This window comes from Altericroceibacterium endophyticum (assembly GCF_009827595.1).
In the GTDB taxonomy this organism is placed as follows: Bacteria; Pseudomonadota; Alphaproteobacteria; order Sphingomonadales; family Sphingomonadaceae; genus Altericroceibacterium; species Altericroceibacterium endophyticum.
Genome location: NZ_WTYT01000005.1, coordinates 64,554 through 89,425 on the forward strand (window position 1 = coordinate 64,554; position 24,872 = coordinate 89,425).

General features: G+C 60.2%; 18 protein-coding genes. 7 read left to right on the plus strand and 11 right to left on the minus strand.

The genetic code is table 11. The features are described from left to right. Position 1 precedes the first annotated feature (1 nt). The gene (locus GRI91_RS11530) at positions 2-820 is read left to right on the plus strand and encodes a phosphoadenylyl-sulfate reductase (RefSeq protein ID WP_160736841.1); all 819 of its coding nucleotides are present in this window, start codon (positions 2-4) and stop codon (positions 818-820) included. An 85-nt stretch (positions 821-905) separates the two neighbouring features. On the opposite strand, the gene GRI91_RS11535 is transcribed toward GRI91_RS11530, so the two are convergent. The 4 genes from GRI91_RS11535 to GRI91_RS11550 all read right to left on the minus strand — a co-directional run bounded on the left by GRI91_RS11535 (position 906) and on the right by GRI91_RS11550 (position 5,774). Next, complete coding sequence (locus GRI91_RS11535) at positions 906-1,817, minus strand: NAD-dependent epimerase/dehydratase family protein (RefSeq protein ID WP_160736842.1); 912 nt, start codon at positions 1,815-1,817, stop codon at positions 906-908. After that, positions 1,814-2,947, minus strand: coding sequence for a glutamate 5-kinase (gene proB, locus GRI91_RS11540; protein ID WP_160736843.1), 1,134 nt, complete (start codon positions 2,945-2,947; stop codon positions 1,814-1,816). Before proB ends, GRI91_RS11535 begins: the two co-directional genes overlap by 4 nt. Positions 2,948-3,036: 89 nt before the next feature. After that, on the minus strand, positions 3,037-4,104 hold the full coding sequence (gene obgE / locus GRI91_RS11545; protein ID WP_160736844.1) for a GTPase ObgE: 1,068 nt from the start codon (positions 4,102-4,104) through the stop codon (positions 3,037-3,039). Between the two features lie 62 nt (positions 4,105-4,166). Next, the gene (locus GRI91_RS11550) at positions 4,167-5,774 is read right to left on the minus strand and encodes a mechanosensitive ion channel family protein (RefSeq protein WP_160736845.1); all 1,608 of its coding nucleotides are present in this window, start codon (positions 5,772-5,774) and stop codon (positions 4,167-4,169) included. Between the two features lie 187 nt (positions 5,775-5,961). Here GRI91_RS11550 and GRI91_RS11555 point away from each other — a divergent pair, with 187 nt between their 5' ends. The 3 genes from GRI91_RS11555 (at position 5,962) to GRI91_RS11565 (ending at position 10,319) form a co-directional block, all read left to right on the plus strand. Continuing rightward, positions 5,962-6,363, plus strand: coding sequence for a DUF2946 family protein (locus tag GRI91_RS11555; RefSeq protein WP_160736846.1), 402 nt, complete (start codon positions 5,962-5,964; stop codon positions 6,361-6,363). Positions 6,364-6,519: 156 nt separating this feature from the next. After that, on the plus strand, positions 6,520-8,898 hold the full coding sequence (locus GRI91_RS11560) for a TonB-dependent receptor (protein ID WP_237437825.1): 2,379 nt from the start codon (positions 6,520-6,522) through the stop codon (positions 8,896-8,898). Beyond that, positions 8,898-10,319, plus strand: coding sequence for a PepSY-associated TM helix domain-containing protein (locus GRI91_RS11565; protein WP_160736847.1), 1,422 nt, complete (start codon positions 8,898-8,900; stop codon positions 10,317-10,319). Before GRI91_RS11560 ends, GRI91_RS11565 begins: the two co-directional genes overlap by 1 nt. Before the next feature lie 93 nt (positions 10,320-10,412). Here GRI91_RS11565 and GRI91_RS11570 read toward each other — a convergent pair whose 3' ends face one another. From GRI91_RS11570 to GRI91_RS11580, 3 genes are read right to left on the minus strand one after another with little or no spacing between them, the layout of a single operon-like run. Further along, entirely contained in the window at positions 10,413-11,468 is a 1,056-nt protein-coding gene (locus tag GRI91_RS11570) for an amidohydrolase family protein (protein ID WP_160736848.1), read from the minus strand. Further along, on the minus strand, positions 11,465-12,760 hold the full coding sequence (locus tag GRI91_RS11575) for a fumarylacetoacetate hydrolase family protein (RefSeq protein WP_160736849.1): 1,296 nt from the start codon (positions 12,758-12,760) through the stop codon (positions 11,465-11,467). The genes GRI91_RS11570 and GRI91_RS11575 overlap by 4 nt, the downstream gene beginning before the upstream one ends. Next, positions 12,744-13,730 carry an MBL fold metallo-hydrolase gene (locus GRI91_RS11580; RefSeq protein ID WP_160736850.1) on the minus strand — a complete coding sequence of 329 codons (987 nt, stop codon included), beginning with the start codon at positions 13,728-13,730 and terminating at the stop codon, positions 12,744-12,746. The genes GRI91_RS11575 and GRI91_RS11580 overlap by 17 nt, the downstream gene beginning before the upstream one ends. Before the next feature lie 111 nt (positions 13,731-13,841). Between GRI91_RS11580 and GRI91_RS11585 the strand changes: the two genes are divergently transcribed. After that, a complete protein-coding gene (locus GRI91_RS11585; RefSeq protein WP_160736851.1) occupies positions 13,842-14,498 on the plus strand; it encodes a TetR/AcrR family transcriptional regulator in 657 nt (218 codons plus the stop codon). A 9-nt stretch (positions 14,499-14,507) separates the two neighbouring features. Here GRI91_RS11585 and GRI91_RS11590 read toward each other — a convergent pair whose 3' ends face one another. The 4 genes from GRI91_RS11590 to GRI91_RS11605 form a co-directional block, all read right to left on the minus strand. Next, positions 14,508-15,470, minus strand: a complete 963-nt coding sequence (locus GRI91_RS11590; protein WP_160736852.1) for a fumarylacetoacetate hydrolase family protein — start codon at positions 15,468-15,470, stop codon at positions 14,508-14,510. Then, positions 15,470-16,588: an FAD-dependent oxidoreductase gene (locus tag GRI91_RS11595; protein ID WP_160736853.1), complete on the minus strand. Its 1,119-nt coding sequence runs from the start codon at positions 16,586-16,588 to the stop codon at positions 15,470-15,472. Before GRI91_RS11595 ends, GRI91_RS11590 begins: the two co-directional genes overlap by 1 nt. A gap of 10 nt (positions 16,589-16,598) precedes the next feature. Beyond that, complete coding sequence (locus GRI91_RS11600) at positions 16,599-17,504, minus strand: VOC family protein (RefSeq protein ID WP_160736854.1); 906 nt, start codon at positions 17,502-17,504, stop codon at positions 16,599-16,601. 70 nt (positions 17,505-17,574) lie between these two features. Then, positions 17,575-20,079: a TonB-dependent receptor gene (locus GRI91_RS11605; RefSeq protein WP_160736855.1), complete on the minus strand. Its 2,505-nt coding sequence runs from the start codon at positions 20,077-20,079 to the stop codon at positions 17,575-17,577. Between the two features lie 377 nt (positions 20,080-20,456). On the opposite strand from GRI91_RS11605, the gene GRI91_RS11610 reads away from it, so the two are divergent. Both GRI91_RS11610 and GRI91_RS11615 read left to right on the plus strand, forming a co-directional pair. Further along, positions 20,457-21,902, plus strand: coding sequence for a putative 2OG-Fe(II) oxygenase (locus GRI91_RS11610; protein WP_160736856.1), 1,446 nt, complete (start codon positions 20,457-20,459; stop codon positions 21,900-21,902). A 118-nt stretch (positions 21,903-22,020) separates the two neighbouring features. Continuing rightward, positions 22,021-24,810 carry a M14 family metallopeptidase gene (locus GRI91_RS11615; RefSeq protein ID WP_160736857.1) on the plus strand — a complete coding sequence of 930 codons (2,790 nt, stop codon included), beginning with the start codon at positions 22,021-22,023 and terminating at the stop codon, positions 24,808-24,810. The last annotated feature ends 62 nt before the right edge of the window (positions 24,811-24,872 follow it).

Sequence of the window (24,872 nt, forward strand, 5' to 3'; positions counted from 1 at the left end):
GATGGCTGAGACCACTCAGACACAGGCCCGCCAGCTGGACCGGATCGACACCGGCCCACGCTTCAGCGAATCCGACGCGATCCGGCTCAACCGAATGTTTCGCGGGCAGGAAACGCTGGAGATGCTGTCATCCGTTCTCAATGACGGATTGGCGGGTGATGTCGCGGTGGTCTCCAGCTTTGGCGCTGAAAGCGCAGTACTGCTCCATCTGGTGGCACAGGTCGCGCCCGATACACCGGTTCTGTTTCTCGAAACGGGCAAGCATTTCCCCGAAACGCTCGCTTATCGTGATGAACTGGTCGCACGGCTCGGCCTCACCAATCTGGTCAATCTGACGCCTGACGCGGAAGAACTGGCCGCCAAGGATGAAAATGAGCTGCGCTGGTCATGGGACCCGGATGGCTGCTGCGAAATTCGCAAGGTGAAGCCGCTGGCCAAGGCGCTGGCGCATTACGATGCCTCGATCACCGGCCGCAAGGCCTTCCAGTCCTCCACCCGCGCCAATCTGCCGCGTTTTGAAATCGACAGTTCGGACAGTCAGGGCCGGCTCAAGATCAACCCGCTGATCGACTGGAATTCAGACGATATCGCCGCCTATTTCGAGGAGCATGATCTGCCGCGTCACCCGCTGGTTGAACAGGGCTATCCCTCCATCGGCTGCATGCCCTGCACCAGCCGCGTGGCCGAAGGCGAAGATCCCCGCTCGGGCCGCTGGTCGGGCTGGGACAAGACCGAATGCGGCATTCACAGCCCCAATAATCCCGATGCAGGGAATGGCGATCAGAACGATCTGCCCCCGGGTTACGAACCGGCATTCTAACCCTAGGTCGGAACCCCCGATTTACGGGCGTCTGAGACTAAGCAAGCGGGAGGGGAGTACGCCTTTCCCGCTTCTTAGCGTATGGTCACAGCCACTTATTGTCGCGATACCACTGCGCGGTCTGAGCCAGACCTTCCGTGGTTTCGACCCGCGGTGCCCAGCGGCGCGCAGGCGGCGACAGTTCCGGTGAGCAGACCCAGTCCGGATGGGTCATGTAATTCACCCGGTCAGGGGTAAGCTTGGCCCTGTCCTTGCGGAACATGGCGTCGAGCTTCGCCGCGCGCTGCATCATTTGGGGGGACAATTGCGGCACCCAGACACCGGGGCGCCCCATGGCCCGCCCGATTTCACGCGCCAGACGGGGATGGCTCCAGCCATTTTCACGCCCATCATCGGGTTCAAACAGACGGTAACTAACGTCCCGGCCCGATGGCACCAGCGCCAACAGCAAACGTGCCAGATCCTCAACATGCAGCACCGATGCGCGGCCACCGGCAGGCATCGGCACGACGCCCCATTTGGCAGCCTTGAACAGCTCCAGCATTTCCTTGTCACGCGGGCCATAAATTGCCGGTGGACGGACAATCGTCCAGTCCAGCCCGCTGGCCGCGACCAGCCGTTCCGCCTGACGTTTGGACGCGCCATAATCGGACAGGCCAGGCTCACGCGCGGACAGCGATGACACGAAGATCAGGCGCGGCACGCCTGCTGCAACGGCGGCTTCCACCACTTGCAGGGTGCCGTTCACATTTCCGGTCTGAAAACCCATCCGGTCGGGCGCATTGACCACGCCCGCAACATGGATGACGCATTCCGCCTGTTTCATCAGGCGAAGCAATCCGGCCCGATCGGACAGATCACCGCTGACCCATTCGACATAAGATCGCGCTGCCTGATCACGCCGCGTGAGCGCGCGCATATCCAGCGCCCTTGCGGCCGCTTTATCCAACAGCGCCTGGCCGACGAAACCCGTCGCGCCAGTAATGGCTAATGTCACAGAACCACCAACTGATCACGATGGACCACAGCCGAACGCGGGGAATAGCCAAGCAGCTCTTCCTGTTCTTCGCTGGTGTGGCCCATAATCTTTTCGACATCTTCGCGGTCATATTCGACCATGCCCTGGGCAATTTTCTTGCCCTCTTCATTCTTGATCGCAACAGGCTGACCGCGCTGGAAATTGCCCTGCACTTCGGTAATCCCGGCGGCAAGCAAGCTGCCCCCATCAACCAGAGCGCCGGCGCAGCCCGTATCGACGATCAGGGTGCCGCGCATACGCTGACGCCCGCCCAGCCATGCCTTGCGCGCCGTGTCGTGGCGGCGCGGCAGGAACAGGGTACCGGTGTCGCTTTCTATCGCGTTGCGGAAAGGCTGATCTTCCAGACCATTCAGAATGGCGAGCGAAATCCCCGCGCGTTCGGCAATTTCCACGGCCAGCAATTTGGAGGACATGCCCCCGGTGCCAACGCCCGAGCTGGAGGCCCCGCTGGCCATCTGGTGATGGTCCTCCGTCACGCCCTTGATCCGCTCCAGCAGATTGGCGTCGGGATGCTTCGGGTCGCGGTCAAACAGACCGTCCACGTCAGAAAACAGTGCAATCGCCTGAGCCTGCCCCGCCTGCGCCACACGTGCGGCCAGACGGTCATTGTCGCCAAAACGCAGTTCGTTGGTCGCGATCGAATCGTTCTCGTTCACGATCGGCACGGTTCCGGCCTTCAGCAGCCGCCCGATGGTCGCCGAGGCATTGAGATAGCGGCGGCGATATTCGAGATCTTCGAGCGTCAGCAACAATTGCGCCGCGACTAGGCCATATTGGCTGAGCAATTGAGCCCACAGGCCGGACAGTGCAATCTGACCAACAGCGGCGGCAGCCTGCTTATCGGCCAGGCTTCCACGGCCACCTTTTTCAAGGCCCAGCCGCGCAGCACCCAGCGCCACGGCGCCAGAACTCACCACGATGACTTCTTGCCCTCTCTTGCGGGCCTCCGAAATTTCACCGGCGAGGCTGTTCAGCCAGACATTGCGCAGATCCCCGCTTTTTTCGACCAGCAGCGAAGAGCCGATCTTGAAAACGATGCGGGGAGTTTTGACGGGATCAGCGAGATCAGAAAGCTTTGATATAGACATATCGGAACCCTTTAACCGAGCTTCGTGTAAATGAGAACCGGCTGTATTATTTTGGCCGTTGCCGTGTCGCAGCGCGAGAGCGCTTCAACTCAAATCGGCGACCAAGTTGCATCGGCCTCTCCTTCATCGCCATCCGCCAAGGGCGGTTGCGATGGATTTTCGATGGCGCTCTTTTCAGGCAGATAAGCCAGCACGGCGTCGAGCAATTCCTGAATGCCTGCACCGGTCGCACCGGAAATCGGCAAGACGCGGTCCACGCCGGCCTGCTTCAATTCCTCGGCAAAGGCATCAACCAGTTCGGCATCGGCCAGATCGACCTTGTTCAGAGCCACGATCCGCGGCTTGCCTTCGAGGCCCGAGCCATAAGCCTCAAGTTCACCTTCGACCACGCGCAATGCCTCGACCGGGTCCTCCCCGGCAATATCGATCAGATGGATGAGCACGCGGCAGCGTTCGACATGGCCCAGAAAACGATCGCCAATGCCCGCGCCGTCTGCGGCCCCTTCGATCAGGCCGGGAATATCAGCCAGCACGAATTCGCGGCCCTTATGCCGCACCACGCCGAGTTTCGGCACCAAGGTGGTGAAAGCATAATCACCCACCTTGGCCTTGGTATTCGTTACCTGATTGATGAAGGTCGACTTGCCGGCATTGGGCAGCCCGACCATGCCGGCATCGGCCAGCAGTTTGAGCCGCAGCCACACCCACATTTCTTCACTGGGTTCACCCGGCTGATGGTTGCGCGGCGCGCGATTGGTGGACGTCTTGTAACTGGCATTGCCGCGCCCGCCCAAGCCGCCTTCGAGCATGGTGACACGCTGTCCGGCGGTGAGCATATCGGCCAGCACAGTTTCCTGATCGTCGGCCAGTATCTGCGTGCCGACGGGAACCTCGATCACCAGATCAGGCGCGCCCTTGCCAGTGCGATCCTTACCCATGCCGTGATTGCCGCGCTTGGCCTTGAAATGCTGCGTATAGCGAAAATCGATGAGCGTATTGAGGCCGGACACAGCTTCAAACACGATGTCACCACCGCGCCCGCCATCGCCGCCATCGGGACCGCCATATTCAATATATTTTTCGCGCCGAAAACTAACGGCTCCGGGGCCACCCGCGCCAGAGCGAATGTAGATTTTGGCCTGATCGAGAAAATGCATGAGGGCGATGTAGGCAATAAGCGCGGGAATCGGAAGTGCTACGACGCAATTTTGCCAAATTGCTACAATTCATCGTCATTATTGGAAGATTCAGGAACTTTATCCTGCACCAGATGCACTGTTCGCGTCGGGAAGGCGATGGAAAGACCCGCAGCCTCCAGCTGTTCGAGGATCGACAGCATCAGATCATGGCGGATGAATCGGCTTTCCGCATAATCGAAAGTGGTAATATAGGCCCACACTTCGATATCCAGCGAACTGGCACCGAAATCGGCAAAGCGCGCGCGCATTCCGTGCGTTTCCACCTGATCGTGATCGCGCAGGATCTGTTCGATGATCTCCGCCCCTTCACGCAGCTTGTCAGCCGATATCCCATATTCCACGCCGATAACGGGAGCGAACAGGAAGCGATCACGCTTGGCGTAATTCTCGATCTCGCGGGAGGAGAAATCGCCATTGGGGATGGTGACAAGGCTGCGATCAAGCGTGCGGACCCGGGTTGACCGCATACCGATATCTTCCACCGTGCCGATCACATCGCCCACCCGGCAGAAATCGCCCACCTGCACCGGCCGGTCGGCAATCACGCTGACGCTGCCGACCAGATTTTCGACCGTTTTCTGCGCGCCGAGAGCCAGTGCGATACCGCCAATACCCAGCGCAGCGATACCGGTGGTCACGTCAAAACCGAAGGTATCGAGGACGGCCACGACCGCCATCGCCAGCAACATGACCTTGGCACCGCGCCGTGCCAAAGCCACGACTGAGGCCGCCTGACGGCGCTCCCGCCGCTCCATCCGCGCGATGGTGAGCCGCGAAACCGCATCCACCAGACGCAGCGCGAACCATGCCAGCGCGACCCAGGCAACAATACCGATATAGCGCAGCAGCGTCTGCCGCGCGACGATCGACACTTCGAGACTTTCCGTCCAGAACTGAAAAGAGAGGACCGACAGAAACAGGCTGAGCGGGGGAAGCGCCGCATAGATTAAGCGGAAAAAGGTGCTCTTTTCCCGGTCTTTTATACACATGCGCAACACAGCGATAATGCCATAGGCACTCAACCAGAACAGCAGAAAGCTGCCGATGGCGATGCCGATCAGCAGCAGCCAGTCGCCCAGCGGCGCACCGCCAATGACCAGCCCGCTCTGCTCTCCAGCACTATCCACCGCATCGCCCGACGGCGCGATTTTGCCCAGTTCCCGGATCGTCTTGCGCGATATTTTCCAGACCTTCCGGCCCGTATCGTTTTCCGTTCGGCTGAGCAGGAAGGGGACATCCTCATTCCCGCCAAACGTGCCGACGCGCTCCTGATCCTCTGGCAGGCCATCATCCACGCGGCCGGTGTCGTCACTGGACAATGCCGCGAAAGGCTCCAGCTTGCCCCCGCTATCCAATGCGGCCTGCATCCGGCGGGCAATATCGGCCTGCTTATCGAGCCCGGCGGAGGTTTCCCGCTTGGTGAAGGCAAAGAAGTTGCTGGCGCGCGTGTAATCCTGTGCAGCCAGTGCATCGATCAGGCCGGTGACGGTGCCGCGCGGTGTTTCACGGCCATAGGGGTCGGCCGCCTGGGATGCTTCCGGCGTCGGAGTGGTCAGCAATTGAGCGGCCGCAGGCGCAGTCGCAACCATCAGCAGGAGCAGGCACAAGATTTGGCGGAGGAATTTCATAACCCCGCCAACGTTCGCCAGCGTGTTACGATCCATAAGGGGGGCGGCCCCGTAATTGCTCGCAGGAAAGGTCCCACGCTTCGGAGATGCGCCCCCGGTGCAGCGGCTGGTCCAATATCTTCCCATCTCTATCCCCATCCGCTTTTTGGGCATGACAAGCACGGGTCTGAACGCTAGGTGCCGCGCCATGAAACCAGCCGCCCCCTCTTTGCCATCACTGCGCCTGATGGGCATGGCATTGGTGGCGGCGGCTTTGCTTCTGAAAGCCCTGATCCCCACTGGCTATATGATTAGCCAGGATTCGGATAGTTTCACGATCGAGATTTGCTCAGGCCTCGCCAACAGCGCGGGCGCCACGATCCATGTTCCCCAGAGCCGCGATCAAACCGGCGACAGTGACGCGGACGACACGCATAAATGCCCCTATGCCGCGCTGGCGATGGCGACGATGCCTGCCGCCGATGCGGACCTTCTCGCAGATCAGCTCGCCTTTATTCTCGCGCTCGGCTTTGAGCCGCAAAGAGCCGTCGCGGCCACGCGCAATGAGTATCTGCGTCCTCCCTTGAGAGGACCGCCCGCACACGCCTGATCCACGGTGCGACCTCTGCTGGCTCTGCCTAGCATGGGATGCCATCCGCCGTGTTGCTGAAACAGCCAGATCCCACCGGATCGGATATTTCTTGGCCCGCCGCCTTGCGGGCCGCCCGCAGGCCAAACCTGCGCGGCAGATCAGGACATTTTATACATGAGCAGCAGCCTTATTGCGCTGGCAGCGGCAATCGCCGCGGCACCCGCCCCTTCCGATGCCCCTTCCCACGCCAATTCCAATTCCCATTCTGTTTCCGACATTCCTTTCACTGCAAGCGCGGTCGCCAGTATGGGCGCCAGTATGGGCGCCAGTGCGGACACCAGCGCAGCCGATGCCGAGGCATCGGCCATTGGAAAACGCGTGCGAGATAGTGAGATCGTCGTCACCGGTACCTTGGAAAGCCGCGAATTGCAGAAACTGAAATCTCCCGCGCTGGGCGTGAGTATCGATTCAGAGCAGATCGGCGCGATCAACACGATCAATACAGAGGACGCCATTCGTTACGCGCCCAATCTGATCGTGCGTAAACGCTATATTGGTGATGCCAACGCCACCCTGTCTTTCCGCAATATGCACACCACGCAGACGCCGCGCGCGCTGGTGACCGTGGATGGCTTCCTGATCTCCGACTTTCTCGGCGCCAGCTATAGCACCGCCCCCAAATGGGCCGTTCTGGCACCGGGCGATATTGCCCGCGCCGAAATTATCTATGGCCCGACTTCGGCCCGCTATTCCGGCAACTCGCTGGGCGGCACGCTGGAACTGGTCACGCGCGAAATTACCGAAAACGCGCTGCGGCTGAACGCGCAGGGCTTCTTTCAGAATTACAAATATTACGACACCGATGAAGATCTCTACGGCTATTCGCTGGATGCGCAGGCCGATCTGAAACTGGATGATCGCGGCGGAATCAGCTTCGGATATCGCCATTTTGAAAATGAAGGCCAGCCGCAGCAATGGCGCACGGTTACGCCGGGAACGCCCTATGCTGATCAGGCCATCGTCGATATGGGGCTTGGCTTCCCGCTGCGGATCGCCGCGCAGGATGCGATTGCCGATGCCACCGAAGATCAATTCCGTTTACGCGGCAATTATGACCTTGGTCAGGGCTGGACAATGCGGGCACTTGCCGCACTGCTGATTGATCAGGATGATACGACCAACCCCAAAAGCTTCCTGCGCGATGAAAGCGGTGCGCCGACATTCATCGGGATCAGCGGGATCACCCAGGGGCTTTCGACAAGCCACGAATTGCTGACCGGTCTTGGTCTGAACGGCACTATTTCCGGCTGGTCGGTTGATCTGGCCGCCAGCCGCTTCACCCTGCTGAAAGATCGTCAGCGCCAATCGGACCCGGCCGATGTCACCACGGGGATCATTCCTGATAGCGGAAAGGTCACTGACGATGATGCGCATTGGACAGCGCTGAATGCCACCGCCGAACGGGTACTGGGCATCCATTCCCTGAGCCTCGGGGCGTCCTACACCGGATATTATGGCAATTCGGAAACCAGCGCGACCACGGCATGGCGCAGCATGAGCGATCCGGTGCTGCAGAACGCGTCGGGCGGTGAAACCGAATTGGTCGGGCTGTTCGCTGAAGATGCGCTTGCGCTGACCCCGGAAATCACCGCCACGCTCGGCCTGCGCTGGGAACATTGGCGTGCGCAAAACGGCTTCCTGCTCAATGGGGATGACCGGGTGGACTACGCCTCGCGCAGCGACGATGCATGGTCGCCCAAAGCCGCGCTGACCTGGCGCCCCGATGCGATGACCGAATTCACCGCATCGGCCGCCTGGGCGACCCGCTTTCCCACGATTGGCGAATTGTATCAGGCCAGCCTGATTTCCTACGGCCCGAATGTCGGCGAAGTGGATCTGGACGGTTTCAATCCCGATCTGACCCCCGAAAAGGGCTTCGACCTGCAACTGACCGCATCGCGCCGGATCGACAATGTGAAGGTCACGCTCAGCGGCTATCGTCAGGCGGTGGAGGACACGCTGTTTTCCCAGTCCATCCTGATCCCCTCTTCCGATGATCCCGGCACGATCGTCAGCCAGTCGCTGATTACCAATATTGGCGAAGTGGAAACATGGGGAATTGATCTGATCGTGGCTGCGGAGGACCTGATTCTCGACGGGCTGGATCTCGATGCCAATCTGTCGTGGATTGATGCAAAGATCACCGAAAATCCGCTCAATCCCGCGCTGGTCGGCAATCGCTTCCCAAGGGTGCCCGAATGGCGCGCCAATGCGTCTTTACGGTACCGCGTGTCAGACGCATTGGATGTGGCGGCCAATGTCCGGCATCAGAATACGCCCGACCGCAATATTGAAAACAACAGTTCGTCGCGCTGCGGCACCTATTATTGCGTATCGCCCTTCACCTTTGTCGATCTGAAAGCCACGACCCATCTGGGCGCGGTCGATCTGTCCGTGGGCGTCGACAATCTGCTCGATGAAAAGGCCTTCGTATTCCATCCCTATCCGGGGCGGACTGTCTCCATCGGGCTGCACTGGAAAGGCGGATTGTAATGGCCGGCCCCGCCCTGTCAGCACCGCCGCTCCGAAAGGAGCGGTGGTACCAGATCGTGTGGCGCTGGCACTTTTACGCCGGGCTCTTCACCATCCCGTTCGTCCTGTGGCTATCCGCCACCGGGGCGATTTATCTGTTCAGGCCGCAGATCGAAAACATGCTCGATCGGCCATATGAAAAGGTGGCGAGCGGGCCGGACAGGCTGCAGCCTTCCGAAATCGCTGCCAAGGCCCAGGCCGCAGTGCCGGGATCGGTCCTGCATCACTATATCCTGCCCGCTTCGCCCACACAGGCGCATCAGATAGTCGTCGGTCAGGGGGCCGAGGAAACGCGGGTCTATGTGAACCCCGCAAATGGCGAGGTGCTGAAACAGATCGGCGAACAGGACCGCTTCATGCGGGTGATCTTCCACCTGCATGGGGAGCTGCTGGCCGGCCGTTTCGGGTCCATGCTGATCGAACTCGCGGCGTGCTGGACCATCATCATGCTGATTACCGGCCTGTTTCTGTGGTGGCCGCGCGGGGCCAGGCGGCTTGCCGGCACGCTCTATCCACGCCTTCGGAAGGGGCGGCGTATCTTCTGGCGCGATATTCACGCCGTAACCGGAATCTGGATTTCCGTCGGAGCGCTGCTGCTGATCATGTCCGGCCTGCCCTGGGCGCAAAATTGGGGAAGCTATTTCCGGGAAATCCGCACATTGACCGGAACGGCCTCGGTCAAACAGGACTGGTCCAGCGGATCGGAGAGCGATGCCAGGGAACGCGCGCAGCTTGACCGGCAATTGCGCCAGAAACCACATTCCGCCGGCGCGGCTGCTTCCGGCGGCATCCATGCCGAGCATAATATGGCGCCAGCCGCCGCTTCCTTCACGCTGAAGCCGCTCGACCGGCTGATACCCGCTGCGCATGATCTTGCCTTGCCCGCCCCCGTGCAGATCACCCCGCCGAAGGATGGCGGTAACAGATGGCGGATCGTGTCCAACACCTACAACCGCCCCGAACGGGTAACCGTGGAAATAGATGGGGGAACCGGGGCCATTATCGGCACCGAGCCTTTCTCCAGCCGGCATTGGATCGACCAGACAGTGGGATACGGTGTCGCGCTGCATGAAGGCGCCTTTTTCGGGCTGCTCAATCAGCTGATCAATCTGGCCATCCTGATTGGATTGATGCTGCTCTCCGTATCGGGTGTGATCATGTGGTGGCGCAGACGACCGGAGGAGGGTTTGGGCGCGCCGCCTGCCACGGGACATGTTCCGCATGTCTGGGCGCTGGTCGGCGCGACACTGGCACTGGCTTTCCTGATGCCCCTGTTCGGTATCAGTCTGGCGCTCGTCACGCTGTTTGAATCGATCACCGTCAAACGCAGCCGCCGCGCTGCTCGCTTTCTCGGCCTGCGCGGTACGAAGCAGTCCGGTTGATCCGGCAGGCCAAGGCACCGGGTGAGAGCGGGCCGTGTCCCGCTCTCACTCTGAACATTCACAATCCGGGATCATACCCTCACATCGGCGGGATCACTGCGCGGTTTTCAGTCCCAGCAGCTCAGCCGCATTCAGTCCGAGGATCTTTGCGCGGGCTTCTCCGTCGATCCGATCGTGGAAACCAACCGGGTCCGGCTCCGACATGTCGAAGGGATAATCGGTGCCAAGGCACAGCCGATCCACGCCATGTGTGCGGATCAGGCTGTCCAGCTCATCGCGGTCGAAGACCAGCGTGTCGAACCAGATCTTGCGCAGATAGCTTGAGGGTTCGTGCTGGCAATGTTCGGAACAATCGGCCCGCGCGCGCCAGCCATGGTCCATCCGCCCCCAATAGGAGGGCATATAGCCGCCGCCATGGGCAACGCAGATCTTCAGCCCGGGGTAGTCATCGAGCACGCCCCCGAAGATAAGGTGGCCGAGCGCCAGCGTGGATTCCAGCGGATTGCCGATCAGATTGTTGAAGTAATATTCGCTCATCCGCTGGGCATGGGTAAAGCCCAGCGGGTGGAGGAATATCAGAACACCCAGTTCCTCTGCCGCAGCCCAGAACGGGCGGAATTCCTCGCGGTGGAGATCACGCCCTTCGACATTCGAGCTGATCTCGATCCCGCGCAGGCCGAGATCCTTGACGCAGCGGCGCATCTCTTCAATCGCCAGCCGCGGGTCCTGCAAGGGGACGCTGCCCATCCCCACCAACCGGTCAGGATGCGTGGCGACCGCTTCGGCCATGCCGTCATTGACCGCGCGCGCGGCGGCGCGTCCCGTATCCGCATCGGTGAAATAGAAATATTGACCGGGACTGGGTGAAAGCGCCTGCACGTCGATCCCCAGCCGGTCCATATCGGCCAGCCGCCCGTCGAGCGAATTCAGCGTGCGGCCAATCTTGCCGAATTGCGCGCGGTTGACCTCGCTGGTTTTCGGGCTGGTAAAATCATTGATCCCGGGAGGCGGACCGGGATATTTGGCCTGCACGATCGCATCGGCTGCCGGAATGCCTAGATGGCAGTGGATGTCCACCACCAGATGCTGTCCGCGGGCATTGACCGGTATCGGCTGCTGGTCGCCGCAGGTAAAAATTTCGCCGCTCATGCCATCTTCCTTGCTGGTGTAATCGTGCCGCTGCACTCGCCGAAGCCAATCGGCACATATCCTTCTGCCATTGCCCGTCCGCGCAGCGACAGAATGTCTCCATCTTCCAGAGCGGTGCGGGTCACGCCGCCTTCCAGCTCAAGCGGTTCCTGGCCCAGGCTGGTAAGCTCCACCAGACACGCGCGCGCCTCATCGGCTGCGCCAGACACGGTCCCGGTCGCGATCAGGTCTGCCACCTCCAAAGGAGCGCCATTGCTCGCCTGATGCGTCAGCATCTGGGCGAGCGTCCAGAACAGCTCGGCCGCGTTGGTTCGCACAATCTGCTGCGGGCCGGTTCCGACATCGATCTCCGCAGTCAGTTCAACATTGAGACCACCGGACTGCCGGTCATAGGGGGCGTTCAGATAATCCGGGATCGCAGGCTCATCCGTGGTGCGGCCACGGCCGGGGACGCGGAAGGGAGCCAGCGCCTCCATGGTCACGATCCACGGTGAAATCGTGGTCAGGAAGCTCTTGCCCAGATGGGGGCCGAGGATCATCTCGTAAAACTGGATCGCGCGGGCGGACCAGTCATTGACCAGACAGCAGCCGAACAGCAAATCCTCGGCGCGCGCCATATCGATCGGCTCGCCCAGCGGATTGCCGGGACCGCGCAGCCAGGCACCGAATTCGAGCTCGAAATCGAGCATCGGCTCCGCTGCAAACTGCATCTCGCTACTGCCCTTGGGAACGACCTGTCCCATCGGGCGAACCACCGGTGTTCCGCTGACCTCCACAGAACTGGCGCGGCCATTATAGGCAACGGGCAGCGTGGCCCATGCCGGCTGTGCCGGACGCCCGCCATATTTTGCCATGCGCAGAATATGGTCGGCGCTGGTGCAGAAATCGGTGAAGGCCGCCGGTTTTGCCGGCATCTTCATCGTGACCGAAGACGCTGGCAGCAAAGCGCCTTCGGCCATGCCGCGGCGATCCGTATCACGGCGATAGAGATCCGAAAGGGCGCTGCGCAGCGCCGATACCGATGCTGCCGGGGCTTCGAACAGGCCCGTCAAATCAGGCTGTGCCGCAGCGAGCGCTGCCTCAGCAGCAGGCCCGCCAAACGCTCCATCCTCGATCAGGCGGGACAGGTCGATAATGGAATCGCCCAGAGCCACACCCCCGCGCGCACCTTTGGCATCTTCGAACACGCCAAAGGGCAGGTTCTGGATGGGAAAGTCGGTGCTGTCGACATTGGCGCTTTCGACGAAGCTGCGCCGCTGAGCATCATGGGTGAGATTAAGCTCCATGGTCATGTCCGCAGCCTCCCGCGCCATGTTCGTGGCGATAGCGGTTCATCTCGGCAAACAGGGTCGGCGGCGGGGCCGCTTCCATGTTGGGGTCCCATTGATGGTAGAGCGAATAGACATTGGCAACGACCCGTTCGGGATCGGTCCAGTGCGCATATTCCTTCATCGGAATATCCCGCGCCGCCTGGCGCCAGTCCATCCCGGCTTCAAACCGTCCGCGTGCCTCATCACGAAGATGCTCGAAATAGCTCCTCATGTTGCGCACCGCTGAGACATCGCAAATGGGCCCATGACCGGGCACCACCACATCGGGCTCCAGAGCCTCGATAAATTCGCAAGCCGCGATCCAGTTGGAGGTGGGGCCGGCCCAGATGATGGGATGTCCTTCGTTAAACAGCAGATCACCCGTAAAGACGACCTTGTCCTCTGGCACGAAGGCAATCGTGTCCGACAGGGTGTGGGCGGGTCCGAGATCGGTCAGTTCGACGGTCTTGTCCCCCACTTCGATCTTGAGGCTCTTGTCGAAAGTGCGGTTGGGCAAGGTCAGCTCATCCACGCCGGAGAAGTCGAATTTGCGCCCCATTGTCTCGAACAGGAATTCGCCCGCCTCGCCCATCTTGTCGTAATTGTCGGCCAGGCCGGCCAATGCGCGGGGGTCAAATTCGCTCATTTCCTCACGGGTTGTCGCCGTGGAAATGATCTCGGCATCACCCACCACGCCATTGCCGAAGAAATGATCGGGATTGGCATGGGTGTTGACCACCTGATCAACATGGTCGCCGCCTGCAACCCGCGAAAAATCCTCCAGCATCGTGCGCGTGAGCGGCACGCTCATCAACGTATCGACCAGGAGCGTCTGCCCGCGGGATGTGACCAGTCCGGCATTGGACCAACCCCACGTCCCGTCCGGCTGGACATAGCCATAAAGACCATTGCCAATATCGTGTACACCCTGGGTAAAAGGCCAGTTCGTCATAGTTTGCATCTCTCCTCGGCGGCGACCCTAATGGTTTAATTCCTGCCTGCAAGAATATTTCTGAGGGCCGCGGTATAGATATTGCTGCGGATCGGGCGTAGCAGTCTGGGCATGGCTGGAAGCGAACCAAAGAAACGGGGCAAGGGTCGCCCCCCTGCGAAACAAAGTGGTGTCGGGCGCGAGGCGTTGATCGCCGCCACCAGAGAATTGCTGCAGGAATCGCCGCCCGCGCTGGTGACGGCGAGCGCCATCGCCCGTCAGGCAGGCGGCGATCCGGCATTGGTGAGATATTACTTCGGCAATCGCGAAAACCTGCTGCTGGAAGTGGCCAAGCGCATTGGCGAGGAAAGCAATCAAAAGCCGCCGACCAAGGGTGATCCGGTCGAGCTGCTGGGTGCTTTCATCCATGCCACATTTCGCTTCACACGTTCCGCGCGCAATATGCAGCGCCTGATGATCGATGAACTCGATTCCACCAGCTCCCCCGAAATGCGCGAAAGCGTGCGGGAGTGGAACAAGGTGCCGGTCGATTATTACGCCGGGTTGCAGGAGCTGGACGACAAGGGCCACCTGACAGACTTCAACCCATTGTTTCTGCATCTGGCCGTCATTGGCATCAGTGACTTCTTCGTCACCGGGCGGCCACTGATCGAACTGCTGGTGCCGGAAGATACCGACATGGATGAGCTGGCCCAGGAGTATGAAGCCTTTGTCGAACGTCTTCTGCTCGATGGCTTGCGCAAACGAGCAGAAGACGCGGACACTTAAGCAGCGGCGTTAGCCAGCGGCCCCATCACCTTCGGCCACGCAGCGATTGCGCTGCGTGCCAAGGCCGGTAATCTCACCTTCCATCACATCGCCCGGCTTCAGGAAAACGCCGAAGGCCGATCCGTTGCCATAGGGCGATCCCGTGCAGATGACGTCGCCCGGCTCCAGCACCACCCGGTCCGAAAGAAAGGCAATCTGCCGTTCGATGGAGGCCATCATGTCGGCCGTGCTTTCGTTCTGATAGACCTTGCCGTTGACCGACAGCCGGATGTTGAGATCATACGGGTCGGCAACCTGATCGCGCGGCACGATCATCGGTCCGAACGGCAGGAATGTCGGGAAGCATTTGCCCGACAGCCAGTCCGCGCCGATGGCCGATCCATCCTTGCGAAAGATATGCTCGCGCGCGGTGACGTCGTTGACCACGGTGAAGCCCGCGACATGATCCATCACCTCATCTTCAGCCACGCGGTGCGTGCGCTTGCCGATGACGACCCCCAGTTCGAGCTCCCAATCGGGCTTCTCGACATTGGAGGGCAGGATGACCTCGTCGCGCGCGCCAATAGCGCATGAGGGGAGCTTGATGAAACAGAAGGGCAGCGACTGCGCGCGCTGATCCATCTTCTCTTCAACCAGCTTGCGGCGTTCCTCTTCCGAGATATTCTCATGTTCCGCCGTGCGCATGGAGGGATCGCCCATGATCAGCCCGACCACGTGCTTCTTGTAATTGGCCCCCGTGCAAAAGACCTGTCCGGGCCGGTAGGGCAGATCAATTTCCGCAGCATCAAAGTCAGCAGAATTTTCAAAAGTCGCAGAGTCCGCTGCCCAGCTCGTGATCTGTGGCAGGATATTTCCCCAATCACTCAGCAGTGCGAGAAGCGCGCGCTCCTCACCCCAATGCGCGAGCGGGACATAGCGCCCTTCCCGCACCAGCACCGCCTGATTTGCTACTGTCGCCAGTCCGAAATTCATTAATAAGGTTCCTTCAAACGCGCCATGGTTCCGCCCAACATCTCATTGGCCTGTACCTGATCGCCCCCGGTCATCTCGATCTCACCGACCTTTACCGAGTTTTCTACCACCATGCGGGCCCGTTCCATCCGGCGGGCGGCAAAGGCCGTCAGGCCCGCTTCGACATTGTCCGCCGCGGCCAGTTCTTCGGCAAGCACGAGGCCGTCCTCGACCGCCAAGCCGGCGCCCGAGGCCATGTGAGGTGTCGTCGCATGAACGGCATCCCCGATGAGCGCCACGCGCCCCCGATGCCACGGCGCCGGCAATATCAGCCATTCAAGCGGGCGATAATTGACCTGCGATTGCGGGCCGAGATTGGCCCGGATTTCGGGGATCACACCGCCGAAAGGTTCGAGCAGCTCCGCCACGCGGGGAAGCAGCTGATCCTCCGCATACCAGGGGTTATCGGGCACATGCTCAAGGATGAACGCATAGAGCTTGTCGTCCGACACAGGGTTGAGCCCCAGTTTGACCGGGCCGCCGAGATACATTTCCGTCCGGTCGATTTCGGCAGGGCGGTCAGCCACGATCCGCCAACATCCCTGTCCGGTGAAGAGCGGCTTCGGCGCGTCGGAAAACAGCTTCGCCCTCGTTGATGAAGAAATACCGTCAGCCGCAATGACGACATCCACCCGCCGGCTGCTGCCGTCAGACAAATGGGCCTCCACGCCATCAGCATCTTCTTCATAGCGCGTGACCTCGACCCCCAGCGTCACCGCAATGTCGGTGGTGCGGATTTTGTCCTGCATGATTGCGTGAAGGACCGGCCGCATGATCCCGCCGCCGCAATCGACCGGATCAGGAGTGCCCGCCATGGGAGGGCTTTCCATGATCAGCGTGCCATCCACCGCGCGCAGACGAATGCCGGAACCGACAAAGCCTTCTGTCCGCACACGGTCGAGAATACCCAGATCGTCAAACGCGCGCAGCGACATGCCGGTTACGCTGATGCCTGCGCCATAGGCTCGCCAGTCAGGATCGATATCGATCAATTCGACCTGTGCACCGCGCTTGGCAAGTGACAGGGCCGCGCTCATCCCGCCGACGCCGCCGCCGACCACCAGGGCTTTTTCTATCATCGTGTCATCCTCACGCCGGGACCTGCCAGAGAGCCTTGTCCGGGCTCATCTCGGCATGGGGAACATTGCCCGTAATGATGCGTCCCGTGCCCCACTGGTCGGTAATGTCCGGTGTCGCCTCGTAATGGGTCACTTCCCATGTTTCCTCATCCACTTCCTCCAGGTCGGACGTGTATTCCACGGCATTGCCATTGGGCGTCAGGAAATAGCTGAAGGTGTTGTTGCCCGCCGTATGGCGACCGGGCCCCCAGCTCAGCTCGACATCGTTGCGATGCATCCGGGCAAGACCGCGCATCATCTCGTCAACGGAGGACACGTCAAAGGCGATGTGATTAAGCGCCGGCGGGCCAGGCAGGATAGCCAGCCGGTGATGCGCCTTGTTGCAGCGCAGAAATACCATAAATTCGCCGATCCAGTCGGAAAGCCGGAAGCCCAGCGCATTTTCGAACCAGTTCGCGAGGCCCTTGTGGTCGGGTGAATGGAAGACAACATGGCTGATGCCGATCGGAATGGCTTCGCCCTTGTCGAGCTCGCGGAATTCGCGGGGCGTCGTGTCGGAGATGACCTCCATCGCTCGGCCATCGGGATCGAAGAAACGGAAGGCATAGCCCCCTGCCGGGCCATCCGCCGGTCCGGGTTCAGAGATGATTTTCGAACCGGATGCCTTCACCTGCTCGAACAGCGCATCGACATCCTCGCGCGATTCTGCCGAGAAGCCGATCAGGTCGGTCATCCGTTCCTCGTTCTCTCGCAACACGATGACATAGGGATGCGGCATGCCTTCAGCGGCGAAGTAGACCTTACCGTCCTGTTCGGCGACTTCGATCAGCCCCCAGGTTTCACCGAAGAAGCGGCGCTCCGCCGCGAGGTCTGGCACCGCGAGCGAGACATAGTGAAGGTCGGTAACGCTAGGCATTCATATTTCCTCTTCATTGATCCGGGCAGCCTGTGGGGGCTGCCCGGAATGTTCGATTATTTTGCTCACCTTACGGGAAGCGATAGCCCAAACGCAGCCCATATGTGCGCGGGGGCTCGTAATTTCCAATCTGCACATTCACGCTCGATATCAGCGAGGTGGAGGCCAGACGGCGTTCGTCAGTCAGATTATTGACAAAGGCGGTTGCGAACCACGCCTCATCCTCCGGTCCGAAAGTGATCGCGGCATTCGCCACGAAAGCTTCGTCCGCCTTGAAGAATTGCGAGAAATTGGCGTCGATCTCAGCGGCAGAACGATACCGTCCATCGGCATGAAGCTTGATCCGGTAATCGCCCACCGGAACAACCTGTTCGACGAACATGTTGATCGACCATTTCGGCGAATTAAGCGCCGGTTTGCCTGAGCAATCCACGGCGAAAACGGCAATTTCCGATCCGTTCACCGACTGGGTCGTCGGCGCATAATCACAGCTCGTGACAGGAGGCAGACCCTGATTAGGCAGGAAATAGTTGAAGCTGTCATATTCGCTTTTCAGATATTGGACCTGTCCGCCGATCGTGGTGAAATCGCTGAGCAGCGCCTGCACATCCGCATCGAAACCATAGATCGTGGCCTGACCGATATTGCGGGTCAGGAAGACTGTGGTGGGCGGTGTACCAAGATCATATCCAAACTGGCTGAACTGCTGGTCCTTATACTTCCAGTAGAACCCCTCCACATTCACCTGCAAACGGTTGTCGAGGAAACGGTTCTTGGTGCCGAGCGTCCAGGCATCGAGCGTTTCAGGACGATAGGTCTCCAGCCCGCGCGCAAAGGCGAAACCGCCTGAGCGATAACCGGTTTCGAAACTGGCATAGACCATGTTTCTCGGGCTGAATTCATATTCTGCGGCAAGCCGATAGGTGAACTTCTTATTGTCCAGCGATTCATCGATGACCAGCGGCGGAACGTCGAGCAGGAATGGTGCAGTCTGCGATCCACCCGCCTGCGGCGGCAGAGCGAACAGCGGGACAGGGGTGATCGGCACCCCAAGATCAGCGTAGAAATCGCGCACGTCCTGCGCATTGTCCCGCAAGGGAATGAAAGGCAGATCGGGGCACGCGTTAGGCGGCTGGTTGCCGGGATTGCCACAGAACAGCGCCAGCACGTCGGCCTGCCCGTCGAAACTCTTGCTGTCCCAGGTGTAGCGCCCCGCCGCAGTCAGCTCGAGGCCCGGCGCGACTTCGTAGGTAAGCTTGCCGAATATCGCCTCTGAATCGGTGTTGGTTTTGAAATCCTGATAGGGGACGATCGTGAATTGCGAGAAATAGGTGCTGGTCTCGATGTTTTCGCGAAACAGGAAGCCGCCGAGAATATAATCTAAACGGTCCCCGATATTACCCGCATAGCGGACTTCCAGACTGGTCTGTTCATCCTCTTCCTGCGTACCGGCGCCGCTCATGCCGGAGGTGAACAGATTATCGAGCTTGGCTTTGCGATAGGCAGGAATAACCGTCAGCGTTCCGTCACCGATATCGGCATTCAGTTCGGCATTGATGCCCCAATAGCTATTGTCATTATAGGGCATTCCCTCCGTCACCTGCCCTGCACGGCCGGCTTGCGGCGCGAAGAGAGAGGCAAGATATTCCCGCGATTGCGGGCTGAGTATTCCGTTATCCGGGTCGAAACCGGTGGAGTTTAGCTGATAACCGGCAAAGCCCGTTGGCCCGAATGTCGGCGTGACATTGCCGAGATAGGTTGAATAGGAGCCGACACCGCCCTGATGCGAGTAATCAGCCCCGATCCGCACGTCGATCGCCGGAGAAATCTCGGTCAGGAACTGGCCGCGCACGCCCCATTCGTCCTGATCGCCCGTGCCATCGTTGAGCCAGGCATCATGCTTGGCCATCGTGCCGGACACGCGGAAAGCGGACGTTTCACCCACTGGCAGATTGACATAGCCCTGAGCGTTGATGGCATCGTAATTGCCGTAGCTCGCCACCACGCCCGCGCCCAGCTCGCCCAGAGCAGGACGATTGGGGATCACGTTAATCGCACCGGCGGTCGCATTACGGCCATAGAGCGTACCCTGCGGCCCCTTCAGCACCTCGACCCGCTGCAGGTCGTAAAAAACGCCGCTGGTGGAGGACGGACGTCCGACATAGACGCCGTCATAATTGAAGGCGATCGCCGGGTCCGAATAGGCATTGAGCGATGAATTGCCCACGCCGCGTACGAAGAAAACCGAATAGGGGCCGCCTGAATTGGTCGCGGACAAGGCGGGGACTGACTTCGCCAGATCTTCCGGCCGTGTGACCGCCTGCCGAACGAGTTCGTCCGCATCGACCACATCGATCGCGATGGGCGCGCGTTGTGCAGTTTCCTCGATTCGCTGTGCGGTGACCACGATATCGGCAATACCGACAGACGCGTTACCCTGACTTTGCACCGGGCCGCTTTGATCGGCCTGCGCCGGACTTTGGCTATCTTGCGCGTAAACCGTTCCCGACCCCGCAAAAGCCAGCAAAGCCAATGTACTCCATGAAGCCCTTACGGGCAGCTGCAACTTCATCATTCTTCTCCCAATCGTCGTTTTTTATCGACTTATTCATGAGCCTAGGAATAAAAATTCCGGGTGGCAAGAATAATTCACAAAACAAGGTCAGCAGGCAGAGAGAAGCCGCTTCAGAAGGCACGTAAAAAGGAGACTATGCGGTGACGCCGGAGCGTTTGAGGGCCACAATTGCGCGCAACGTATAGCGTTTCCGCCAGCGAGTGAACCGCCGATCGCTCAGCAAATAGGCCTCCAAAACCGCTGTCAAAATTATCAGCGCGCGGGCGATTGTCAGTGTCCCTTTCCAATGGCATGTTTGCCGCCATGATAATCGCCCGTGTCTGCACGTTCAGCGTTTCGGCCTCTGGTCCGGTCATGACCGGTCACAGATTTCTCGGGTGGTCGAACGGGCCTTTGCGGTGGCGGTCATGACGCTGTCTTCTTCCGCCCAAGACCTTCGCACGCTGTCTGCGCAGGCGCGTCAATACAAGGCAGCGGGGCAGCTCGACCAAGCGCTCACACTTTATCGCCGCGCGGCGGAAGCTGACCCCGGCAATGCGGTTGCAGCCCATAATCTGGCGGCGTTGCTGGGGGATATGACGCGCTTCTCCGAAGCCCGGCATTGGGCAGAACAAGCTGTACGGCTAAACCGTGAGGCGCCCGAAAGCCTGCTGGTGCTTGCCCGCGCGCAACAGGGGCAAGGCGATTTCGCGAAGGCGGAAGAGAGCTTTGAGCAAGCGCTCGCCGCCCGCCCCTCCTTTATCGAGGCGCATCACGATCTCGCCCAGTTGCGCTGGATGCTGAGCGGCGATGCCCGGCAGGCTTCCACAGCAATCGACAGGGAGATGGCACGCGATCCCGAAAACGCCGCTTTGCCTGAACTCAAAGCGCATATCCTGCGGTCAGCCGATTGTCTGGAGGAAGCGGCGACGGCCATAGAACGTGCCGCGACCCTGGCGCCCGAAGCACCCAAGCTGCGGATCGTGCAGTCCGAAATTGCCGCCCGGCAGGGGAAAGCCGACGCGCAACTGGCCTTTGCGAGCCAAGCACTGCAGCTCGATCGCTCTTCCCACACCGCCGCCAAGGCCGTTCTGGAAGCGCTGCTACATTGCGGCCGCGCGCAGGAAGCCGAAGATCTGGCCATCCGCATTCTGCAGGCGCACCCCGGCGATCAGGGCATTGTCGCGTTGCTGACGACGGCCTGGCGCATGAGGGGCGATCCGCGGCATGAAACATTCTGTACCCAGCTCGGCCTCGTTTCCTCAGGAATGATCGAGACGCCATCAGGCTGGGACGATTTGCCGTCCTATCTGGATGATCTCAAGGCAGCGCTCCTGCGGCGCCACCCCTGGAAAAGCCATCCGCTGGATCAATCACTGCGCCATGGAAGCCAGACGCAGGAAGATCTGACCCAATCCAGCGACCCGGCCATCCACGCGCTTTTCGTGGCAATACGCCCGGTGATCGAACGCCACATCGCCGCGCTGGGCGCCGGGAAAGATCCGGTACGGATGCGTTCCAACGGTCGGTTCCGTCTCTGCCCCGCATGGTCGGTCGCCTTGTCGCCCGGCGGTTTCCATGTCGACCATGTGCATCCGCAGGGCTGGATGTCATCAGCCTTCTATGTCGACCTGCCGCCTGCGGTTGAACGCGGCCGGGAGGGTTGGCTGGCCTTCGGCCGGCCGGGCATTCCGACACGTCCCGCACTGGAGCCTTTCCATTACATCCGCCCCCAGCCCGGCATGCTCGCCATCTTTCCCAGCTATTTGTGGCACGGCACGGAAGTATTTTCAGGCGATGCAAAACGCCTCACCGTGGCGTTTGACATATTGCCCGGGATATAAAGTTACATTTTATTTCACGACCGGGGTGAGGGGAAGCTTTCCTGCCGCGTCGTTACAATTGGGGCCTGCCGACTTTTGAATGGGAAGCAGGCCGAATTTTCAGACGCGAGGGGGAATAATGAGACATTTTCTGTTTTGCAGCGCCGCCATTCTGACCATGGCCGCATACCCGGCCACAGTTGCGGCTCAGGACGACCGGATATCAGGCGGCAATGACATGGGCATCACCGCCCCCGCCGACGCCTTCCCGCAAGAGCCGGGCAGCGATTACTTCCTTGCCGATTACACCCGATATGAAGCCTATCTGAAAAAGCTGGAGAAGCAGTCCGACCGGATGAAGCTTGTCAATATCGGCAAGACGGCGGAAGGGCGAGATCAGTGGATGGCGATCGTATCCTCCCCGGAAAATCTCGCCCGTCTGGATGAATATCGTGACATCGCCAGCCGCCTTGCCCGCGCGAAAGACCTCAGCGAAGAGGAAGCGGCGGCGCTGGCCGCCAAAGGCAAAGCGGTGGTCTGGATCGACGCCGGTCTTCACGCGACCGAAACGGTCACCACGCAGAGCCAGATCCATGTGATTTATCGCCTGCTGAGCCAGAACGATCCCGAAACGCTGCGCGAGCTCGACGATGTGATCATGCTCTTCCCGCATGACAATCCTGACGGGCTCGATCTCGTGGCCGACTGGTATATGCGCAAGAAGGACCCGAAGGAACGCGAGTTCGACTCTATCCCCCGGCTTTACCAGAAATACGTCGGCCATGATAACAATCGCGATAGTTTCATGGCGCAGATGCCGGAAACGGAAAATGCCAATCGCGTGATGTTTCGCGAATGGTATCCGCAGATAATCTACAATCAGCACCAGACCGGTCCGGCGGGAATGGTCGTATTCGTGCCGCCCTTCCGCGACCCGTTCAATTACAATTACAATCCGCTGGTGATGACCACGCTCGATGAAGTCGGGTCCACTATGCACAGCCGTCTGGTTGCGGAAGACAAACCGGGCTCGGGTATGCGCAGCGTGGCCCCCTATTCCACCTGGCATAACGGCATGTTCCGCTCGATCGCCTATTTTCACAATTCGGTCGGACTGCTGACTGAAATCATCGGCGGCCCGACACCTCAGCGCATCCCGCTGATGCCCGACACGCAGCTTGCCCGCAATGATGAGCCCATGCCCATTGCGCCGCAGGAATGGCATCTGAAGGACAGTCTGGAATATCAGTGGTTCCTCAATCGCGCAGTGCTCGACTACGCCTCGCGAAACCGTGAGAAATTGCTGCTCAATTTCTACAAGATGGGCGCGACCAACATCGCCAAGGGCAACAAAGACAGCTGGACGATTACCCCGCGAGACGTCGATGCACTGAAGGAAGCAGCGGGAGATGAAGCGCCTCCCCCAGAGGAAGGCATTAACGTCTACCGCGCCAAGGGACGCGTGGCATCCGATCTGTATTCCATGCTGCAACAGCCGGAAAATCGCGATCCGCGTGGTTATGTCATCCCGGCCGGACAGGCTGACATGCCGACCGTCGTCACGTTTCTCAACGCCTTGATCAAGAACGGGGTGGACGTGGAACAGGCGACCAGCGACTTCACCGTGGGCGGCACGCAATATCCGGCCGGTTCCTATGTGGTGAAGACGGCGCAGGCCTATCGCCCGCACGTGCTCGACATGTTCGAACCACAGGACCACCCGCATGATTTCGAATATCCCGGCGGCCCGCCTAAGCCGCCCTATGATATCACCGGCTACACGCTGGCCTATCAGATGGGCATCCAGTTCGACCGGATATTGGATGGTTTTGACGGCCCCTTCACGCTTGTCCCAGACCTGATCGATACGCCGGACGGGACGATTAGCGGTACGGCGAGTGCCGGCTGGCTGGTTCCGCATACCAGCAATAACAGCTTCGCCCTGACCAACCGCCTGCAGGAAGCCGGTGTCCCTGTCTCATGGATCAAACAGCCGATTAACGCTGCCGGCCGCGATTTTCAGCCGGGGGCAATCTGGGTTCCCGCTTCCGCTGCCGCGCAACAGATCATGACCCTCGGCGCCGACGAATTGGGCGTGAATGCTTACGGCCTCTCCGCCAGTCCGACAGCCGAAATGCTCTCCCTCACCAAGCCGCGGATCGGGCTGATCGACAAATATGGCGGCAGCATGCCCTCGGGCTGGACCCGCTGGCTGCTGGAACAATATGAATTCCCCTTCTCGGTCGTCTATCCGCAAGAACTCGACAAGGGCGATCTCGAAGACAAATATGATGTCCTGATCTTCGCCAACGGCACAGTGCCCGGTGACGAGGACAGCCTGTATCAAAAACCGCGCGAATCCCGGCAGCCGGACCCACAGGACATTCCCGCAAAGTACCGCCCGTGGCTTGGCGAAATCACGCAGGACAAGACCGTCCCTGCCATTGCCACTTTCGCGCGTGAAGGCGGCACGGTGATCACGGTGGGCAGCGCCAATCGCTTGGCAGAACTGATCGGCGCGCCGGTTGAAGCGGCGCTTTACAAACAGGACGGCAACAAGCGCGAAGTTCTTGACCGGCGTGAATTCTACATTCCTGGTTCTCTGGTCACGGCCCGTGTCGACAACACCCAGCCACTGGCTTTCGGCATGCCCGACACGGTGGATTTGTTCTTCGACAACAGCCAGTCCTTCAAGGCCAAGGGCAGCGGCACCACGCCGATTTCCTGGTACGATTCAGCAGATCCGCTGCATAGCGGATGGGCACTGGGTCAGGAAAAGCTGGAAGATACGGTCGCCGTATTCGATGCCGATCTGGGCGACGGAAAGGTCTTCATGATGGGCCCTGAAGTCACCCAGCGCGCCCAGCCCTATGCAACTTTCAAGTTCCTTTTCAACGGCTTGTTCTACGGCCCTGCCGCTACGAAATAAGCCATTCCCTTTCTGAGGGGCGTGAGGGGCCGGGCAGCAATGCCCGGCCCTTTTCCTATTCA

What these genes read in the sequence shown, in the direction of transcription:
- GRI91_RS11585 (WP_160736851.1), top strand. Translation starts at nt 13,842, where the DNA reads ATGGCTGGAAGCGAACCAAAGAAACGGGGCAAGGGTCGCCCCCCTGCG.
- GRI91_RS11565 (WP_160736847.1), top strand. Translation starts at nt 8,898, where the DNA reads ATGGCCGGCCCCGCCCTGTCAGCACCGCCGCTCCGAAAGGAGCGGTGG.
- GRI91_RS11530 (WP_160736841.1), top strand. Translation starts at nt 2, where the DNA reads ATGGCTGAGACCACTCAGACACAGGCCCGCCAGCTGGACCGGATCGAC.
- GRI91_RS11555 (WP_160736846.1), top strand. Translation starts at nt 5,962, where the DNA reads ATGAAACCAGCCGCCCCCTCTTTGCCATCACTGCGCCTGATGGGCATG.
- GRI91_RS11550 (WP_160736845.1), bottom strand. Translation starts at nt 5,774, where the DNA reads ATGAAATTCCTCCGCCAAATCTTGTGCCTGCTCCTGCTGATGGTTGCG.
- GRI91_RS11570 (WP_160736848.1), bottom strand. Translation starts at nt 11,468, where the DNA reads ATGAGCGGCGAAATTTTTACCTGCGGCGACCAGCAGCCGATACCGGTC.
- GRI91_RS11615 (WP_160736857.1), top strand. Translation starts at nt 22,021, where the DNA reads ATGAGACATTTTCTGTTTTGCAGCGCCGCCATTCTGACCATGGCCGCA.
- GRI91_RS11600 (WP_160736854.1), bottom strand. Translation starts at nt 17,504, where the DNA reads ATGCCTAGCGTTACCGACCTTCACTATGTCTCGCTCGCGGTGCCAGAC.
- GRI91_RS11580 (WP_160736850.1), bottom strand. Translation starts at nt 13,730, where the DNA reads ATGACGAACTGGCCTTTTACCCAGGGTGTACACGATATTGGCAATGGT.
- GRI91_RS11605 (WP_160736855.1), bottom strand. Translation starts at nt 20,079, where the DNA reads ATGATGAAGTTGCAGCTGCCCGTAAGGGCTTCATGGAGTACATTGGCT.
- GRI91_RS11560 (WP_237437825.1), top strand. Translation starts at nt 6,520, where the DNA reads ATGAGCAGCAGCCTTATTGCGCTGGCAGCGGCAATCGCCGCGGCACCC.
- obgE (WP_160736844.1), bottom strand. Translation starts at nt 4,104, where the DNA reads ATGCATTTTCTCGATCAGGCCAAAATCTACATTCGCTCTGGCGCGGGT.
- GRI91_RS11590 (WP_160736852.1), bottom strand. Translation starts at nt 15,470, where the DNA reads ATGAATTTCGGACTGGCGACAGTAGCAAATCAGGCGGTGCTGGTGCGG.
- proB (WP_160736843.1), bottom strand. Translation starts at nt 2,947, where the DNA reads ATGTCTATATCAAAGCTTTCTGATCTCGCTGATCCCGTCAAAACTCCC.
- GRI91_RS11575 (WP_160736849.1), bottom strand. Translation starts at nt 12,760, where the DNA reads ATGACCATGGAGCTTAATCTCACCCATGATGCTCAGCGGCGCAGCTTC.
- GRI91_RS11595 (WP_160736853.1), bottom strand. Translation starts at nt 16,588, where the DNA reads ATGATAGAAAAAGCCCTGGTGGTCGGCGGCGGCGTCGGCGGGATGAGC.